A 15,676-nucleotide genomic window follows, 5' to 3' on the forward strand; every position below is an offset into this window, starting at 1 on the left:
CCCGTCATTTCTGGAACCCCCATGTCACATCAACTGCAAACCATGGCCTACACGGGCACCACCCCGTGGCATCAACTGGGCAACGAACTGGCACCGAAGCAATCCATCGAGAGCTGGACCCGCGAGGCCGGCATGGACTGGGCGATCTGCGAGAGCCCGGTGCGCTACCTCGCCGAGACCAGCGGCGCACTGGGCGCCATCATGAGCTTCGAGGACCAGAAGGTGCTCTACCGCAGCGACACCAAGGAGGCCCTGTCCGTCGTCGGCAGCCGCTACCAGGTCGTGCAGCCGCGCGAGGTGCTGGAGTTCTACCGCGATCTCACCGAGGTGTCAGGTTTTGAGCTGGAGACCGCCGGCGTGCTCAAGGCCGGCCGCAAGTTCTGGGCGCTGGCGCGCACGGGCAAGCAGGTCGCGCTCAAGGGCACGGACGTAGTCAACGGCTACCTGCTGCTGGCCACGTCCTGCGACGGCTCGCTCGCCACCACGGCCACGCCGACCACGATCCGGGTGGTGTGCAGCAACACGCTGAACCTGGCGCTCAATGGCGCCAGTTGCGCCGTCAAGGTGCCGCACCGGTCGAGCTTTGATGCGCAGGCCGTCAAGCGGCAGTTGGGCATCGCCGTGTCGCAATGGGACGGCTTCATGTACCGCATGAAGACGCTGGCCGAGCGCAAGGTCAAGAACCACGAGGCGATGAACTACTTCCTCAAGGTGATCTGCGAGACGAACCCGCCGACGGCGGCCAAGGGTGTTGAGCGCGCTGCGGGTCTCAGCAATGAGCGCGCTCTGGCCAAGGTCCAGGAGATCTTCAACGGCCGAGGCCGTGGAGCGGAACTCGCCGCCGCCAAGGGCACGGCCTGGGGGCTGCTCAACGCCATCACCGAGTTCGTGGACCACGAGCGCCGCGCGCGCAGCCAGGAGTACCGGCTGGACAGTGCCTGGTTCGGGCAAGGCGCGGCGTTGAAGCAGCGGGCGCTCGACCTGGCCCTGTCGCTGGCGGACTGATGCGGCCATGGTCGCGTTTCAGAAGCCTCCGCGCGCTGCTGCGCGGCCTGCGCCGCCACGGCTGATTCACGAGCATGTCGCCGGCCTGCAGTTTGACCGGGAGGCCTGCCACGCCGTCCGCACCCGGCAAGGGTTGCGGTGGGCGCCGCTGGCCTGGCCGACGGATGACGCAAGCTCGCCGGCCCAGTTCAACCTCTGCGCCCTGCAACACACGCTGGGTCTGCTGAGCGCCCGCCCCGTGAGCGCAGACGACGTGGCGGCCGTCCGCAAGACGCGCAATGCGTGGCGCGTTGCCGGCCTGCCGGCGCGCGGCCAGGTCCACCACGGTCTGACCTTGAAGGCGCTGGGGGCGCAGGTCCGTCAGGCCGTCGTGCAGGGCGGCGTCTGCCTGCTGGAGGTCCAACTGCGGCATCGGGACGGCAGCGATGCCGGCGCCGTGCCGCGCCTCATGACGGTCACCGGCGTGGAGGTCGATGCGCAGCCATCGAGACGGGTTCGCGCCCTGATGTTGCTGGACCCGTCCGATGACTTGCCCTGGGGCGCCGGGCACAACACCCGCCTGCCGATCACTGGAGCCCCGGAACACGCGGTGCTGCGATACACGAATGGCCGGCTGCTTCGCTTCCGCGTCCGTCGCTTGATCGAGTGGCGGGCTGCGCCCTCGCCGTGAACGGGAGGCCCCGTTTGACAGCCTTCCTTCCCCTTCCCCCCCTTCGACACAGGCCTCGGTCCGACAGCTCGGATCGGGGCTTTGTGCCGTCTGGGCTTCATTTCGGAGAATCCATGGCAACCGCCCTTCCCTCCCCCGCGCCAGACAGCGCGCCATCGCGCCGCAAGCCGGCGCTCAAGCTGGTCAAGACGCAGACGCTGGACCGCGACCAGTGGCTGGCCGTTCGCAAGCGCGGCATCGGCAGTTCGGACGCCGCTGCGGCCGTCGGGCTCAACCCCTACAAGTCCCAGTTGGAACTGTGGATGGAGAAGACCGGCCGCGATGCCGGCCTGCCCCAGATCGACCCTGAGGACGACAGCACACCCGTCTACTGGGGCACGCTGCTGGAACACATCGTGGCGGCGCAGTACACCCGCCGCACCGGCCACCGCGTGCGGCGCGTCAATGCCGTGCTGCAGCATCCCGACGAGCCGTGGATGCTCGCAAACCTGGACCGCGAAGTCGTCGGCGTGCCGGACGTGCAGATCCTGGAATGCAAGACGGCCGGGATCAACGGCGCCAGGCTGTGGCGCGACGGTGTGCCCGAATACGTGCAGCTGCAAGTCATGCACCAGTTGGCTGTGACGGGCAAGCAGGCCGCTGATGTCTGCGTGCTGATCGGCGGCCAGAAACTGCGCATCCATCGCATCGAGCGCGACGAACGCCTGATCGCCCAGTTGATCGAGCTGGAGCGGCGCTTCTGGCGCTGCGTGGAGCTGGATGTCGCACCGCTGGCGGATGGCTCGGATTCTGGCCACCAGGCCCTGCAGGCGCTGTATCCCCGGGACGACGGAAGCGTGCTGGACCTCAGCGGCGACCTCGTGATGTCGGCGCTGTTCTCGGACCTGCTGGCGGTGCGCCAGGTGCTGAAGGCGCAGACCGAGCAGGAGGCCCGCATCAAGCAGGCCATCCAGCAACGCATGGGCTCCGCGACCCGTGCGGTGTTCGAGACCGGTGAGGTGAGCTGGAAGCGCAGCCAGGACAGCGCGGTGCTGGACGGCGAGCGGCTGTGCCGCGATGAGCCCGAGCTGGCGCGCTGCTTCATGAAGGCCAAGCCGGGCTCACGGCGGTTCACGGTGCACGACGACAACGACTGACCCGGGCCACAGCTTTTCCAACATCAACCCCAAGGAATCCCCATGCTCAAAGGCCTCGCCCTGACCCCGCCCATCGTCGGGCGGATTTCCATCGGCAAGATCGTCGAACGCGGCGACAAGCGTCTGCCCGAGAAAGATGACGAGTTCACCATCACGACACAGGTTCAGACCAAGGACGGCTGGCTGCTGCATCCGCTCAATGAGAGCCTGCGCAAAGGCGCTGCCGGCGCAGACAGATCAGCCAAGCTGCGCAGCATCCCCGTGCAGCTGCTGTTTGACGATCCCGAGCTGAGCCTGCGCGCCAACTACACGCTGTTCGACCGCCGGTCCGGACGCCCGCTGTGCGTCGGCAACGGGGAGACCTGCAAGCGGTCCACCGCTTCGGGCATGCAGACGCTGCCCTGCCCCACACCGGACAACTGCGAGATGTCGCAGCGGCAGTGCCGACCGCTGGGGCGGCTTAACGTGCGCGTCGTCGGCGATGAGGATCATGTTGACGAGCTGGGAAGCTTCGTGTTCCGCACGGCCGGCTTCAACAGCATCCGCACGTTGGCGACTCGGCTGCGCTACTTCGCAGCGGCATCGGGCGGGTGCCTGTCGACGCTGCCACTTGAACTGCGCCTGCGCGGCAAGTCCACGACCCAGTCGCACCGTGCGCCGATCTACTACGTCGACCTGACGCTGCGATCCGGCACGAGTCTGGCCGAGGGCGCCCGACAAGCCAAGGCAGCGTGGGAGGCCAGGCGCAGCAGCGGCGTCGATCAGGAAGCCCTGGATCGGGCGGCGCGCGAAGGCGTGGCGCTCGGCGCCTTCGAGGAGTCGGCAGAAGAAGCCGTCGCCATCGTGGAGGAGTTCTTCCCCGAGGACGAGGGCGGCGGTGACGGGAACGAGGGGGCGACTGCTTCCGGGGCCAAGTCGGGTCTCGCCGCCAAGCTGGCCGGCAAGCTCGGCACGCCTACGCCGTAACCGCCAGTCCGTCTGGATCAAACAGCGCCCGCACATCGACACCCAGCGCGTCGGCGATGCGCTGGATGTTGCGAATGCCCAGGTTGCGCCGCTTGCGCTCGATGCCGGAGATGTAGGTCCGGTCCAGGTCGCACAGGTCGGCCAGCGCTTCCTGCGACAGCTGCTTGTCCTGGCGCAGCCGCTTCATGTTGTCGGCGAACAGCCGCAGCAGCCGGTCCTCATCGGCCGGCGCCGGCACCGCACCACGCCCGCGCGGGCTGAGCGGCTTCTTGCCCACTGAAGTGGCGGATTTCGTGGCGGTTTTCACAGCCGCGATCCTCAAGACCTGATGACAATGGGACTACGGACTATGAGTCACAACGTCATCGCGTTTGTCTTCGTCGCCTTTCGGCATCCAGCCTCTTGCTGAGCCGTGGCCCCGCAGGCGAACTTTTCTTCACCCATCAACGTGACTCAAAGTCAACAACACGGGAGATCCAATGACAACACCTGTCCCTCTTGACCCTGCGGCCTGGTACTACGAGCGGAGCCGCCAGCAGCACGGCCCGCACATCGAGGAGGAGATGCGGGCGCTAGTCGCCAACGGCACGCTGGCCCTGGGCTCGCGGGTCTGGCGCGAGGGCCTGGACGACTGGACGCCGGTCGAGGACACGGCGCTGGGCGCCCACCTCAAGGCCACGACGCCTCCGCCGCTGGTGGGCGCCCGCGGCAACCAGGGCACGGCGTCCCGTAGTGCTTCGTCCGATGCGCAGCCTCCTCTCTTGTCCGGCCGATCCGACGCGCCGCTGCCCGCCGGCGTCAAGGGCTGGTGTTGGGGTGGCATCCTGCTGAACTGGATCTGGGCGGCGCGCTTTCGGGTCTGGTGGGGGCTGCTGGCCTTGGTGCCCGTAATCGGCATTCCGGTGTCGATCTGGCTCGGCGTCAAGGGACGCGAGCTGGCCTGGCGCCGCGGCAGCTGGGCCAGCGTGCAGGCCTTCAACGACGTGCAACGCAGGTGGTCCATCGCGGGCGCGATGGTCACGCTCCTGGCCTGCCTACTCTTTGGCGGGAGCTTCGCCTATGAGCAGTGGCAGGCGCATCAGGCCGATGCCGCAGGCTCGGACCTGTCGCCAGAGCAGATGACGCGGGTCCTCTCCGAGCCCGTGGATCTCAGGAAGCTGGGCGTCCCGGCGCCTGAGCAGGCCGCGCCGGCCGTGCACGGCGAAGTCGACATCAGCGACACGATGCCACGCCGCATCGAGACCGTCCACGGCGTGCTGGAGCAGCGCGAACTGCCCGACCGGTCCTCGGCGATCTTCCTGGGGGAGCAGCGCCTCTTCGAAGGCCCGGACGCAACCTGGCATGAGCTGGTGCGCAAGTTCCAGCGTGCCGACGGCTCAGAAGCTGTGCTGCTGCGCAGCAGCGGTGGCCGCGGCAACAGCTGCGAGGCGCTGTACTTCTTCGTGGTCGTCCATCGCGATGGCATCCGCTTCTCGCCAGAGTTCGGCTCCTGCACGCCGGCGGTCCGCTACGAGCAGCGCGGCGACGTCATCACGTTGACCATGCCTCGCATGGGCGGGATGTCGGTCTACCAGTTCGGCAACGACAACCAGGTGCTGGAGGACGGCAAGACGGTCGAGATGCGAGACGGCGTCAATCCAACTAAGTAAGGCCTGGCCGCCGCTAAGCCGGCGTCCCAGGCAATCACGATCAACGGAAGGAACCCATGGACAAGATCATCACGAACTTCAACCAGCTCAAGGCCGATCCCAAGGGCTGGTTCCTGGCACTGCCGCTGTGGCGCCAAATCCTGCTGGGCGTCGCCGCAACCGGCCTGACCCTGACGGCGCTCTCAAGTATCTTCGACGCTGGCGCGCTCAGCTGCAATGACCGCAGCACGAAGTCACAGGTTCTGGAGATCATCGACTCGCATCTGGAAACGGCCCGCTGGTATCAGGAGGCCAAGGACAAGGGCATTGTTGGGACGCGCAAGATTTCAGAGGTCCGCACAACGCGCTCGGACAAGGACCTTGATCGGTATGCCTGCGCAGCGAAGTACACGTTCGACATCAAGGGGAGGACCCGCGAGGTGGACTTCACCTACGACGTGGACTATCTGGAGGACGAACAGAAGAGCCACGTGCTGGTGGACGTGAACACCGTGAAGTCGCGCTACATGACGGCGCTCATGGGGTTCTGATCGCTGAACAAACCTGTTGCCCAGGCAATGAAGACGCGGCATAAGCCACCCCATCGCTTGATGGGGTGGCACTGTCGGGTGTAGATTTTTTTGTGCTCGACCATCAGGGCATCGCCCCCTGGCCGGCCAAGCCCTGGGCCAGTTGTCGTCGGGTCGGCCCGAGCACTGGCCAGTTCGCCGCCTACCGCGCACAGCGTGGCGTGCAAGTTCAGCGCTGCCTGCACCAGTTCCTTGGGCTCGCGATCCATCGCAATGGTCATGCGCATCACCTGGATCTCGCGGCCGGCCTGCGCCAGCCGCATCGACAACTGCCGCTGCCAAGGGCGGCCCGGTGCCATACCCCGCATCAACGCGCTCAGCAGTTCATCGAGATGGGTGATGGCCGTGGCGGTTTCGGCAAGTCGGCTGGGTTCTGTCTCGGCCACGCCGAACATGGTTCGCAAGGCTGCGGAGACTGGGCGAATTGCGCCCGCCGAGATCCCCTATCAGGCTTTGATTGACTCGTCAAATTCTGGTCTGCGCGCAGGCATGCCCGAGCAGGACGAAAGGAAATCCGAAGTGTCGACATGCAATGGCGCCGTCATCCACAACCGCGAGCCATTGCATGTCATCCGCTCCCATCACCCTGCTGCGCAAAGACGCGCTGCGCCGCCGCCTCGGCGGCATCGCCAATAGCACCCTGCACGACTGGCTGTCGCCTTCGTCGCCCCGCCACGACCCGGCCATGCCGCGGCCCATCCAGCTCGGGGCGAACACCGTCGCCTGGGTGGAATCCGAAGTGGAGGAATGGCTGGCGGCCAAGGTCGCCAGTGCGAAGAAAACCCACGGCGGCGCCCGCTGAACCAGGGATTCCGCCATGATGTATTTCAATAACCCCGGCAATTACCCGGTCTACTGTTTTCCGGCCGGCATCAGGCAAGCCATCTTGGCCATGCACGCCCAGACCAAGGCGCCACTGGAAATCGTCGGCGCCTCAGTACTGGCCGTGCTGGCTACTGCCACGCAGCATATTGCGCGGGTTCAGCGCCCCTCGGGTCAAATCGCCCCGCTCAGCCTGGCTCTGCTGACCCTGGCAGCCTCAGGCGATAGAAAGACGAGTTCCGACGACGTGGCCTTTGTCGCCATCCGCGCGTTCGAAAAGGCGCAGGCCGACCAGCGCCGCTCTGCTTTGGAGCGGCATGAAGCCGAGCTGATGGCCTGGAAGGCGCAGCGCGACGGCGTCGCCCTGCAAATCAAGCAATACACCGCCAAGGGCGAGCCGACGGAACCTCTGGTCTCACAATTGAAGGAGTTGCAGAGCAAGAAACCGACGCACCCGCAGGTCGTCAAACTCGTTTACGCCGATACGACTCCGGAAGCACTGTCCGTCGGTTTGCACAAAAACTCGGCTTCGGCAGCGCTACTGTCGAACGAAGCCTCGCGGCTGCTGTTCGGCCCAGCCATGTCGAATCTGTCGATGCTGTCCGAGCTCTGGAGCGGCAGCAGCGTACCGATTGACCGCGTGAGCGCCGAGAGTTTTGTGCTGGAGGCCCTGCTGACCTCTTCGCTCATGCTCCAACCGAGTGAATTTAATAGGTTCCAGAAAACCCGGGGTGAGCATATGCGGGGCAGCGGCTACCTAGCACGTTGCCTCGTTTCCCGCCCCCTATCCATCCAGGGATTTCGTGAAATCTTTCCCGGGGAAATCATCGCCGTCGATGACACGGAGCGCTTTCACGACCGGATTACCGAGTTGCTGCGCACAAACAACACCCGCCCGACGGGTAATGTGATTGGATTTAATCAGCACGCTGCCTGCTCGTGGACGGCATTCTTCAACGAAACCGAGTCCCAACAAAAGCAGGGATGGTTCTATGCAGATATCGCTGATTTCGCGTCAAAAATTGCTGACAACGCCGCCCGCATCGCTGCAATTTTCAGCATCTACGAAGGCATAACCGACTTCATAGACCAGACCTCCATTCATCAGGCTGTCGAAATATCCAAGTGGTACCTGGCGCAGTTCAAGATGATCTTCGGCACCCAATTCAAGCTGCCGGAAGAACAGCAGGATGCGATGATGTTGGAGCAATGGGTCAACAGGGTCCCGAGAGCCATGGATGGCTTCATCTACATCGACCGCAGCAAGATCATGCAGTTTGGCCCGAACCCGCTGCGCAATCGCGAGAAGCTCAACCGTGCGCTGGGCTGGCTTGAGTTTCACGGGCGTGCCACGCAATGGCGTCATGGCCGGAAAACCGTCGTGAAGTTCACGCCTTGGGCTTAAGTCAGCGTCGGGGCCACCTCGTTCAACAGTTCAGGGCCGCTGCCGCCCGCCTACCGCTAACGTCGCAAAACCGCTCAAATTAGCGGTTTTGCAGTCGTAGCGGCCAGTCGATGGGGCGTGGCCTGCCCTCATGCCTGTCGTTTCTGCAGCAACTCACCCACGGCCTGTTCGGACATCTGCTTGATGCGGGCGTGGCCAAGATGGCGCTCCGGCACCTTGTCGATACCCCGGGTTCGGTAGCTTCGATGGTCCACGCGGTCCGCGTGGCCGTACTTTTCCAGATACTGGTTCTGGATCTCGGAAAACGTCTCCCGGATGGAGGTGGCCAGTGCCTTCATCTCGCCGCGGTGCCGGCCACCGCTGTCCTTCTTGCAGCCACCCAGTTCAGGGTGAACCGCGTTGTAGCGTCGGAAGTGCAACTCCGGCGGACGCTCGATAGCATCGGGTACCCGGTTGTTGATCATCAGGTGCGCATGGGGCTGACTGACTTTTCCCAAGGCAGCTTCCGGTGCGTGAATGGCGAATTCGTAGGGCTTGTTGCCGCAGACCTTGGCGGCAAATTCCTGGACCAGTTCGGATCGCTGTGCAGGCGCCAGTTCCGCTGGCAGCGCAAACTCCAATTCAACGTAGGCCGTGCCATTTGCGCGCTCGAACTTGTCGGCGGCATTCCAGAAGACGCCGGGTTGATCGTTGGCCCAGGACGGGAGATTGCCGTGCTGGTGCAACTGGAGGTCGTCTGCCTTGCCGTTGCGGCCAAACTTGCCCTCTCGTGCGATATAGGCCGAATGGCTTGCTGCTTTTCCCTTCTTCCCGTTCTTGATACTCAAATGAAAACTTGCCATACTGGCACCCCATCATCTCAACCATAAAACCATGCCGGCAGGCACGCCCAGGAGAGATCATGGCTTGAGTTTTCACCTCATTTTAGAGAAAGGTAAAGTGCGCATCCATTATTCACCCCACCCTATCCTAGATTCAACCATGAACTTTCCTCACAGGATATAGAGAAGAGTATATTTTCACCATACACAGCGTCATCATGGAGTGATCAATCACTCCAGGCGATTCCCGTACACACCTTGAATCTGGCAGCATCATCAGCATTAAGGCGCAACCAGTCCTTGAATAGCCCAGGATAGGATCTCTTCATTCGCCTAAGTTTTTCAACATCCTCACCCTGCCCTTCAGCGATCAGCATGTCGATGGCATATTCCACCGCCTCGTCAAATGACTTGAAGTCCTTGCCATCCAGCTTGTGGTTGTCCTCCAGGCAATTCAGGATGGCTTTACACCTTCGATTCACATCCTTGACATGCCCACCCCTTTGGGATGGGCGCTTATCTTCAATATTCGGGTCAACATAGATCGAAGGCAGATCACCCCTCAGATCATGTCTCAGCATGTATGCGTGCTGAAGCAGCTTATTGGCCGAAGCGGATTTACCTCGATCCATCTCAGCTTTGGCGCTGGCGACATGGGCCATCACAAGGGAGACTCTGTAGTGTTCCCATGTGCCTTGCAGAACCCCATATCTAAACTCAGCATCGCGGAGCCAGTCGCTCAGGCTGTAGCTGGGATAGGCGTCTTCACCGAGATGGTATTCATGCACCTCCTCATAGGTTGAAAGCAGCCCTTCTTCTTCACACTGAGAACGAAACTCGGTCAGCAGTTTGGCCAATCTGTCAGCGACGGCCGCAGCAGACGGCGGGTCAGCATTCTTTCGATTAGGCATGGCTCCTCCTGCGGCGATGCATCGCTCAGGCTATGTCCAGGAGCTTTCGGGATCTAGATGCTTCGCCAACTCCATCGCGTCATGCAACACACGAGCGACGACAAGCAGATCCAGCTCAGCACGGTAGATGACGAAGTGGCGAGGTCTACGCACCAGCGCTGCGCTGCCGGCGTGGTGGCGGCTCAGCCGCAGATGCCATGACCGCACGCCTGCACCGAGTTCAGGGCGGGCCAGACTGCCCGGCCTCTCCGGCTGCGTCGCGACGTCCCGCAACGCCGCGACGATGAGGCCCTCGTAGCGCGATCTGCCGTTCTCACCGAACTGCTCCTGCGTCCACGCCAGGATGCGGATCACATCGGCCTGCGCTGAGTCTGACAGGCGATAGCGCAGCATCATTCAGCCGTCTTGGACAGCTGTGTGGCTCGAAGCCCCAATTGCCCGATGAAGTCCTCCAGTTGGTCATCGCCAACCTCGGCATATCGGCCCTCGGCGAGGTCAGCCAACCCTTGGCGAGCGGCCTGCTTTAGCGCCTTGAGCTGCGTCTGCTCGACGCGATCTCGTGCCTCGATGAGACGCAAGCCTTCACGCAGCACTTCACTGGCATTTTGGTAGCGGCCGGACTGCACCAGGTTCTCCACCAGCGCCTGCTGATGGTCGCTCAGGACCACATTACGTGTCGGCATGTTGATCGCTCCTCAGGATGGGGAAAACAGGCTCGCCATTGGCACATTATGCCAATGGACTCTTACCGCGCTACGACCGTGGCGCTCCTATCAGATCACTGGCACGAAGCACCTTGGCGGCATCGCAGAACCTGGACCAGTCCTCCATCATGGCGCGGCGCTTCTCCAGCGCATCACCACGCCGGTACGCGGCTTCGGTCTTGTTCTGCAGCACATGCGCCAACGCCTGCTCGGCCACCTCACGGGGGTAGTTGGTGCGCTCGCCAGCCCAGTCGCGGAAGGTGGACCGAAAGCCGTGTGGTACGGCGTCCACTTCCATACGGCGCAGCACGGCCGTCAAGGACATGTCCGAGAGCGGGCCACCCCGGACACCGGGGAACAGCAGGTCGATCTTTTCCACTCTCGGCAACGCCTTGAGCAGCGCCACCGCACGCTCACATAGCGGGACACGGTGCTCGACACCGGCCTTCATGCGACTTCCAGGCACAGTCCAGACCTTGTCCTTAAGGTCGATCTCAGACCACTGGGCGCCTCGAACTTCACCACTGCGGGCGGCAGTGAGGATGGTGAACTCCAATGCCCGGGCTGCGGTCCCCCCCGCACTTCGAAGCCGAGTCATGAAGTCGCTCATCGCGTCAATCGGCAGCGCCCGGTGGTGGGCAACCTTCTTGATCTTGGTCGGCGCCGGCAGAAGGTGGTCCAGGTGGCCTTTCCAGCGGGCGGGGTTGTCGCCGGTGCGGAGCTTGCGGACCGTGGCCCAGTCCAGCACGCTTTCGATGCGCCCACGCAGGCGCACTGCGGTTTCGTTCTTGGTCTTCCAGATCGGCTCCAGCACCTGCAGCACGTGTTCCTGGTGGATATCCTGCACGAGCAGCTTACCCATGAAGGGGTACGCGTAGGTCTCCAGCGTGGCCGTCCACTGTGCGCGATGCTTGGCATTGCGCCAGGCATCGCCGTGGCTGTCGATGTAGGCCAGCGCCGCCTGCTCGAAAGTCTTGTCGGTGGCCTGCTGGGCTCGCAGGCGGCTTTTGGCGCTGTCGCGCTGCAGCATGGGGTCCAGCCCAGCCTCGACGGTTTCTCGCGCGGCACGCGCTTTCTCACGAGCCTGCGCCAGGGGGACGGTGGGGAACGAACCCAGGCCCATGTGGCGGCGCTTATCTCCGACCATCAGGCGTAGCACCCAAGAACGTGCACCCGTCTCGGTAACGTACAGGTAGAGCCCCACCACGCCGCCAACGGCATGGTGGCCAGGTGCGGTCAACCGCCCCACCTCTAACGCGGACAAGTCCTTAGCTTTGCGGGCCATGAGTGCAATCCTACTCCACCATCCTTTCTACCATAGGGAGAAGTGATTGATCGGATTGAATCGGCCGGCTTCGGACAACTCAGCTGCACTTCCCTCAATGAAACAGATGGGCAGACGACTCCATCGGACTCGATCAGATGAAGAGAAGTCGGACGCCCTCTCCGCCAGAAACACAATAGCGAAGCGCCCTAAAGGGCGCTTTTCTATTTGTTCTTCCACTTCGATCGACCAGCTGACCGTCCAGCACTTTGGATCAGCGCAAGGCCTTCATTTTTTCGAAGCCAACAGCTGCCCGACCAAGGGCGTCAGGTCGCGAAACGTGTCTTCCTTCTCGAGCAGGGCGCGAACACCTGCACGGGTGGCCTTCTCGCGCAGTTCATCCGTGATCAGGCCAGAGCTGATCACAACGGGTAGCGCTGGGCGGATCGCCGCGACCTCCAGCGCGACGTCAAGACCTGAGCGGCCGGGCATGTTGTAGTCGGTCACAAACAAGTCCACGCCCTCCGGTGACGCGGCGACCGCGGCTATCGCTGCAGCAGCTTCGGTGAAGCTGCTGCAGCGATAGCCGGCCCGTGCCAGAAGGCCGACGACCACCAGCGTGACCGTCTCGTCATCGTCCAGGTAGATCACGTGCTCGCCATTGCCACGAACAGGCTCGTCTCGTTTGCGAGGCTCACTGGCGACGACCGGCGGCGAGCTGACGGCAGGCAGGTACAGATGGAAGGTGCTCCCCTGCCCGGGCTGGCTGTCCACGGCGATGCTGCCCTGGTGCGCGACAACAATGCCATGCACGACGGACAGCCCCAGGCCTGTCCCCTGCCCGGTGGGTTTGGTCGTGAAGAAGGGCTCAAAGATCCGCTTGCGTGTGGCGTCGTCCATGCCCATGCCGGTATCGCTGACCCACAGATGCGCATGGGGCCCGGCGGCCAGGCCCGAGAGGGATCGGGCCGTGGCCGCGTCGAGATAGCGGGCGTCCAGGCCGATCACGATCCTGCCGGCCTCGCCGCGCAACGCATGCCAGGCGTTCGTGCTCATGTTCATCAACACTTGCTGGAGCTGCGTGGCGTCGCCGTTCACATGCAGGGGCACGTCGCTCAGCCGCAATTCGAGGTCGACCGCAGCCGGCAAGGTCACGCGCAGCAGGCTGTAGGTCTCTTCGATGATGGGCTGCAGGGCGACATGGCGCAGCTGCTGCGGTTCTCGACGGCTGAAGGTCAGGATCTGGCGGACGAGATCGCGCGCACGAAGCCCGGCTTTCTGGATTTCGCCCATCATCGGCAGCGCAGGGTGGCCCGATTCGAGCTCCCCCCGCGCCAACTCGACATTGCCAAGGATGGCGCCGAGGATGTTGTTGAAGTCGTGGGCGATGCCCCCGGCGAGGGTGCCCAGCGACTCCATCTTCTGCGCCTCGCCGAGTTGCTGCTCAAAGCGTCTGAGCTCCGCTTCGGCGTCCCGGTGCGCGGCCCGGCGAGCGCACTGAACCAGTTCGCGGTCCAGCACCGGCGCGAGCCGGCTCATGTTGTCCTTCATGACGTAGTCACTGGCGCCGGCCTTCATCGCGACGACAGCCGTCTCCTCGCCGATGGTGCCGGAGACGAAGATGAACGGGATGTCCAGCCCGGTCGCCTGGAAGGCCTTGAGCGCCTCCAGGCCGCTGAAGCCGGGCATGCTGAAGTCCGAGATCACCGCATCCCAGCTTCCGGCGACCAGCGCCGCCTGCAGGGCGGCCAGGTCCTGGACGCGGTGGAACTCGGGCTCGAAGCCGGCGCGGCGCAGCAGGCGCATCGCCAGGCGGACATCGTTCTCCGAGTCCTCGACGGCAAGAATCCTGACCGGCTGCGCCGCGTTCATGACGAAGCAGACCCCGGCGGCGACTGGTTGAGTGCGAGCCAATAGATGCCGAGCACCTTGACCGCCTCGACGAACTCCGTGAAGTCGACAGGCTTGCGCACATAGCTGTTCGCTCCGAGCTTGTAGCCCGAAACAATGTCCTGCTCCTCCCTCGAAGACGTCAGGATGACCGTCGGCAGCATGGCTGTGCGTGCGTCCGCGCGCAGCGCCTTGAGCACCCCCAGCCCGTCAAGCCTTGGCAACTTCAGATCGAGGATGGCCAGCGTGGGCAGCGGCGCGCCCGCACGGTTGGCGTGGGCGCCGCGCGCGAAGAGAAAGTCGAGCGCCTCCACGCCGTCGCGTGCCACAACCACCGGGTTCATCAGATGGCTGCGCTTGAACGCACGCATCGTCAGCGCGACGTCGTCCACATTGTCTTCAACCAACAGGATGACTTTGCTCTCGTCGATCATCGGTGGGCTCCTGGATACGGAAGAAGAAGCTGGCGCCACGGCCGAGCGACGCCTGGGCCCACAGGGGCCAGCCGTGGCGCCGCAGCACGCGCTGCACGATCGCAAGGCCGACGCCCGTGCCCGGGAAATCGCTTTCGTGATGCAGGCGCTGGAAGGCCCCGAAGAGGCGCTCGGCGTAAGCCATGTCGAAGCCGGCGCCGTTGTCGGAGACGAAGCAGATCCGGTCGCCCTCCTCTTCGCGCTGGCCCACGTGGATCGCCGCGTCGGCGGTCTTGCCGGTGAACTTCCAGGCGTTGTCGAGCAGGTTCTGCAAGGCGATTTGCATCAGCTCGCGATCAGCTTGCACCGTGATGCCCTCCTCGATGTCCCAACGCACCCGGCGCTCGGGCTGAGTCTTGGCCAGCCCGGCCGCGATCTCACGGGCCATGGCGCTGATGTCCACCGCCTGAATCCGCAGCTCGGCCCTCGTCACCCGGGCCAGCCCGAGCAGTTCGTCGATCAACCGCCCCATGCGCTGGCTGGCGCCGCGAATGCGCTGAAGGCTGTCGCGCGCTTCATCGTCGAGTTTGTCGCCGTAGTCCTCCAGCAGCGCCATCGAAAATCCATCCATGCTGCGCAGCGGGCTGCGCAGATCGTGCGAGACGGAGTAGCTGAACGACTCGAGCTCGCTGTTCAGCGATGTGAGTTCGCGGTTGCTGAGCTCGAGCCGGCTGAAGGAATCCCGCAGCGCGCGCGTCATCGCATCGAAGTGGCGCGCCGTCTCGCCGATCTCATCGGCGCTGTCGACATTCAGCTCGAAATCCAGGTTGCCGGCCGCCACCTCACGCGTGGCGTGCTCAAGCCGCGCGATCGGGCTGAGCACGTCACGCCGGAATATCCAGACCGCGGCCCCGGTGATCAACGCCATCAAGGCCAACCCGGACGCCGTCACGAAAACGACGCGCCGCTGCGTCTCGTCAATCCGGGCACCCGCGCTCTCGATCAGCTGGGCGGCGTCCACGAGGCCGCGCTGCTGAATGATCAGCAGCCGGTTGGACAGCTGCGTCTCGAAACGGCGCTGGATGTCGTCGCCCGCGCTCGCCGGCCCCCGCGTCGGGCCAACTTCGACAAACAGGTTGTGGCTGGCCTCGCCATTCGCCCGAAGTGCCCTCAGCGCCCTGGCCGTCGCTTCGTCCCCGGTGTCAGGCTGCGAGAGCAGGCCTTCGAGGCGTTGCCAGACAGCCTGCTCCTGCAAGCGGGCCCGCTCCCGCCGGTTCAGCAGGTATTCGAAGGACACCATGCGCATGTCGTTGAGCGCCAGCGCGATCTCGCCGCTGTGGCGACGCTGCTCGACAGCGGCGCTCACCTGGGCATTGGCCCAGGCGATGCTGGCGGCGATCAGCACCATGGCGCCGAACATCAGCGTCGCCGCGATTCGAGCCTTGTGACTG

The 15,676-nt window shown here is 64.1% G+C and carries 18 protein-coding genes; 8 read left to right on the plus strand and 10 right to left on the minus strand.

Annotated elements, in window-relative coordinates:
• Positions 1-21 precede the first annotated feature (21 nt).
• From ACG00X_RS03450 to ACG00X_RS03465, 4 genes are all read left to right on the plus strand, one after another.
• Positions 22-1,005, plus strand: coding sequence for a DUF932 domain-containing protein (locus ACG00X_RS03450; RefSeq protein ID WP_394486551.1), 984 nt, complete (start codon positions 22-24; stop codon positions 1,003-1,005).
• A gap of 238 nt (positions 1,006-1,243) precedes the next feature.
• Positions 1,244-1,675 (plus strand): hypothetical protein, encoded by a 432-nt coding sequence (locus ACG00X_RS03455; protein WP_394486552.1) that lies wholly within the window; start codon positions 1,244-1,246, stop codon positions 1,673-1,675.
• A gap of 113 nt (positions 1,676-1,788) precedes the next feature.
• Entirely contained in the window at positions 1,789-2,811 is a 1,023-nt protein-coding gene (locus tag ACG00X_RS03460; RefSeq protein ID WP_394486553.1) for a YqaJ viral recombinase family nuclease, read from the plus strand.
• Positions 2,812-2,853: 42 nt separating this feature from the next.
• Positions 2,854-3,777: a recombination directionality factor gene (locus tag ACG00X_RS03465; protein WP_394486554.1), complete on the plus strand. Its 924-nt coding sequence runs from the start codon at positions 2,854-2,856 to the stop codon at positions 3,775-3,777.
• Here ACG00X_RS03465 and ACG00X_RS03470 read toward each other — a convergent pair.
• Entirely contained in the window at positions 3,767-4,084 is a 318-nt protein-coding gene (locus tag ACG00X_RS03470) for a helix-turn-helix domain-containing protein (protein WP_394486555.1), read from the minus strand. The genes ACG00X_RS03465 and ACG00X_RS03470 overlap by 11 nt on opposite strands.
• A 172-nt stretch (positions 4,085-4,256) precedes the next feature.
• Here ACG00X_RS03470 and ACG00X_RS03475 point away from each other — a divergent pair, with 172 nt between their 5' ends.
• Together ACG00X_RS03475 and ACG00X_RS03480 are read left to right on the plus strand one after the other, a co-directional pair.
• Complete coding sequence (locus ACG00X_RS03475; protein WP_394486556.1) at positions 4,257-5,426, plus strand: DUF4339 domain-containing protein; 1,170 nt, start codon at positions 4,257-4,259, stop codon at positions 5,424-5,426.
• 56 nt (positions 5,427-5,482) lie between these two features.
• The gene (locus ACG00X_RS03480; RefSeq protein WP_394486558.1) at positions 5,483-5,956 is read left to right on the plus strand and encodes a hypothetical protein; all 474 of its coding nucleotides are present in this window, start codon (positions 5,483-5,485) and stop codon (positions 5,954-5,956) included.
• On the opposite strand, the gene ACG00X_RS03485 is transcribed toward ACG00X_RS03480, so the two are convergent.
• Positions 5,929-6,390 carry a hypothetical protein gene (locus ACG00X_RS03485; protein ID WP_394486559.1) on the minus strand — a complete coding sequence of 154 codons (462 nt, stop codon included), beginning with the start codon at positions 6,388-6,390 and terminating at the stop codon, positions 5,929-5,931. The two genes, ACG00X_RS03480 and ACG00X_RS03485, sit on opposite strands and share 28 nt — an antisense overlap.
• 170 nt (positions 6,391-6,560) lie before the next feature.
• Here ACG00X_RS03485 and ACG00X_RS03490 point away from each other — a divergent pair, with 170 nt between their 5' ends.
• Positions 6,561-6,797, plus strand: coding sequence for a helix-turn-helix transcriptional regulator (locus ACG00X_RS03490; RefSeq protein ID WP_394486561.1), 237 nt, complete (start codon positions 6,561-6,563; stop codon positions 6,795-6,797).
• Between the two features lie 15 nt (positions 6,798-6,812).
• Positions 6,813-8,222 (plus strand): YfjI family protein, encoded by a 1,410-nt coding sequence (locus ACG00X_RS03495; RefSeq protein ID WP_394486563.1) that lies wholly within the window; start codon positions 6,813-6,815, stop codon positions 8,220-8,222.
• A gap of 128 nt (positions 8,223-8,350) precedes the next feature.
• On the opposite strand, the gene ACG00X_RS03500 is transcribed toward ACG00X_RS03495, so the two are convergent.
• The 8 genes from ACG00X_RS03500 to ACG00X_RS03535 all read right to left on the minus strand — a co-directional run bounded on the left by ACG00X_RS03500 (position 8,351) and on the right by ACG00X_RS03535 (position 15,645).
• Positions 8,351-9,049 (minus strand): MobA/MobL family protein, encoded by a 699-nt coding sequence (locus ACG00X_RS03500; RefSeq protein ID WP_394486564.1) that lies wholly within the window; start codon positions 9,047-9,049, stop codon positions 8,351-8,353.
• A 221-nt stretch (positions 9,050-9,270) separates the two neighbouring features.
• A complete protein-coding gene (locus ACG00X_RS03505) occupies positions 9,271-9,900 on the minus strand; it encodes a hypothetical protein (protein ID WP_394486565.1) in 630 nt (209 codons plus the stop codon).
• 84 nt (positions 9,901-9,984) lie between these two features.
• The gene (locus ACG00X_RS03510) at positions 9,985-10,347 is read right to left on the minus strand and encodes a type II toxin-antitoxin system RelE/ParE family toxin (protein ID WP_394486566.1); all 363 of its coding nucleotides are present in this window, start codon (positions 10,345-10,347) and stop codon (positions 9,985-9,987) included.
• On the minus strand, positions 10,347-10,637 hold the full coding sequence (locus tag ACG00X_RS03515; protein ID WP_394486567.1) for a type II toxin-antitoxin system ParD family antitoxin: 291 nt from the start codon (positions 10,635-10,637) through the stop codon (positions 10,347-10,349). Before ACG00X_RS03515 ends, ACG00X_RS03510 begins: the two co-directional genes overlap by 1 nt.
• A 70-nt stretch (positions 10,638-10,707) precedes the next feature.
• Positions 10,708-11,943: a tyrosine-type recombinase/integrase gene (locus ACG00X_RS03520; RefSeq protein WP_394486568.1), complete on the minus strand. Its 1,236-nt coding sequence runs from the start codon at positions 11,941-11,943 to the stop codon at positions 10,708-10,710.
• 267 nt (positions 11,944-12,210) lie between these two features.
• On the minus strand, positions 12,211-13,794 hold the full coding sequence (locus tag ACG00X_RS03525) for a hybrid sensor histidine kinase/response regulator (RefSeq protein WP_394486569.1): 1,584 nt from the start codon (positions 13,792-13,794) through the stop codon (positions 12,211-12,213).
• A complete protein-coding gene (locus ACG00X_RS03530) occupies positions 13,791-14,246 on the minus strand; it encodes a response regulator (RefSeq protein ID WP_394486570.1) in 456 nt (151 codons plus the stop codon). The genes ACG00X_RS03525 and ACG00X_RS03530 overlap by 4 nt, the downstream gene beginning before the upstream one ends.
• The gene (locus ACG00X_RS03535) at positions 14,212-15,645 is read right to left on the minus strand and encodes a sensor histidine kinase (RefSeq protein WP_394486571.1); all 1,434 of its coding nucleotides are present in this window, start codon (positions 15,643-15,645) and stop codon (positions 14,212-14,214) included. The genes ACG00X_RS03530 and ACG00X_RS03535 overlap by 35 nt, the downstream gene beginning before the upstream one ends.
• Positions 15,646-15,676: the final 31 nt, after the last annotated feature.

This window comes from Pelomonas nitida, assembly GCF_043555975.1.
Classification (GTDB): Bacteria; Pseudomonadota; Gammaproteobacteria; order Burkholderiales; family Burkholderiaceae_C; genus Pelomonas; species Pelomonas nitida.

Bases quoted from the DNA above. Each gene is read 5' to 3' on its own strand.
- ACG00X_RS03530 (WP_394486570.1), bottom strand. From the start codon at position 14,246: ATGATCGACGAGAGCAAAGTCATCCTGTTGGTTGAAGACAATGTGGAC.
- ACG00X_RS03495 (WP_394486563.1), top strand. From the start codon at position 6,813: ATGATGTATTTCAATAACCCCGGCAATTACCCGGTCTACTGTTTTCCG.
- ACG00X_RS03535 (WP_394486571.1), bottom strand. From the start codon at position 15,645: ATGTTCGGCGCCATGGTGCTGATCGCCGCCAGCATCGCCTGGGCCAAT.
- ACG00X_RS03525 (WP_394486569.1), bottom strand. From the start codon at position 13,794: ATGAACGCGGCGCAGCCGGTCAGGATTCTTGCCGTCGAGGACTCGGAG.
- ACG00X_RS03475 (WP_394486556.1), top strand. From the start codon at position 4,257: ATGACAACACCTGTCCCTCTTGACCCTGCGGCCTGGTACTACGAGCGG.
- ACG00X_RS03465 (WP_394486554.1), top strand. From the start codon at position 2,854: ATGCTCAAAGGCCTCGCCCTGACCCCGCCCATCGTCGGGCGGATTTCC.
- ACG00X_RS03480 (WP_394486558.1), top strand. From the start codon at position 5,483: ATGGACAAGATCATCACGAACTTCAACCAGCTCAAGGCCGATCCCAAG.
- ACG00X_RS03485 (WP_394486559.1), bottom strand. From the start codon at position 6,390: ATGTTCGGCGTGGCCGAGACAGAACCCAGCCGACTTGCCGAAACCGCC.
- ACG00X_RS03490 (WP_394486561.1), top strand. From the start codon at position 6,561: ATGTCATCCGCTCCCATCACCCTGCTGCGCAAAGACGCGCTGCGCCGC.
- ACG00X_RS03510 (WP_394486566.1), bottom strand. From the start codon at position 10,347: ATGCTGCGCTATCGCCTGTCAGACTCAGCGCAGGCCGATGTGATCCGC.
- ACG00X_RS03515 (WP_394486567.1), bottom strand. From the start codon at position 10,637: ATGCCGACACGTAATGTGGTCCTGAGCGACCATCAGCAGGCGCTGGTG.
- ACG00X_RS03520 (WP_394486568.1), bottom strand. From the start codon at position 11,943: ATGGCCCGCAAAGCTAAGGACTTGTCCGCGTTAGAGGTGGGGCGGTTG.
- ACG00X_RS03450 (WP_394486551.1), top strand. From the start codon at position 22: ATGTCACATCAACTGCAAACCATGGCCTACACGGGCACCACCCCGTGG.
- ACG00X_RS03460 (WP_394486553.1), top strand. From the start codon at position 1,789: ATGGCAACCGCCCTTCCCTCCCCCGCGCCAGACAGCGCGCCATCGCGC.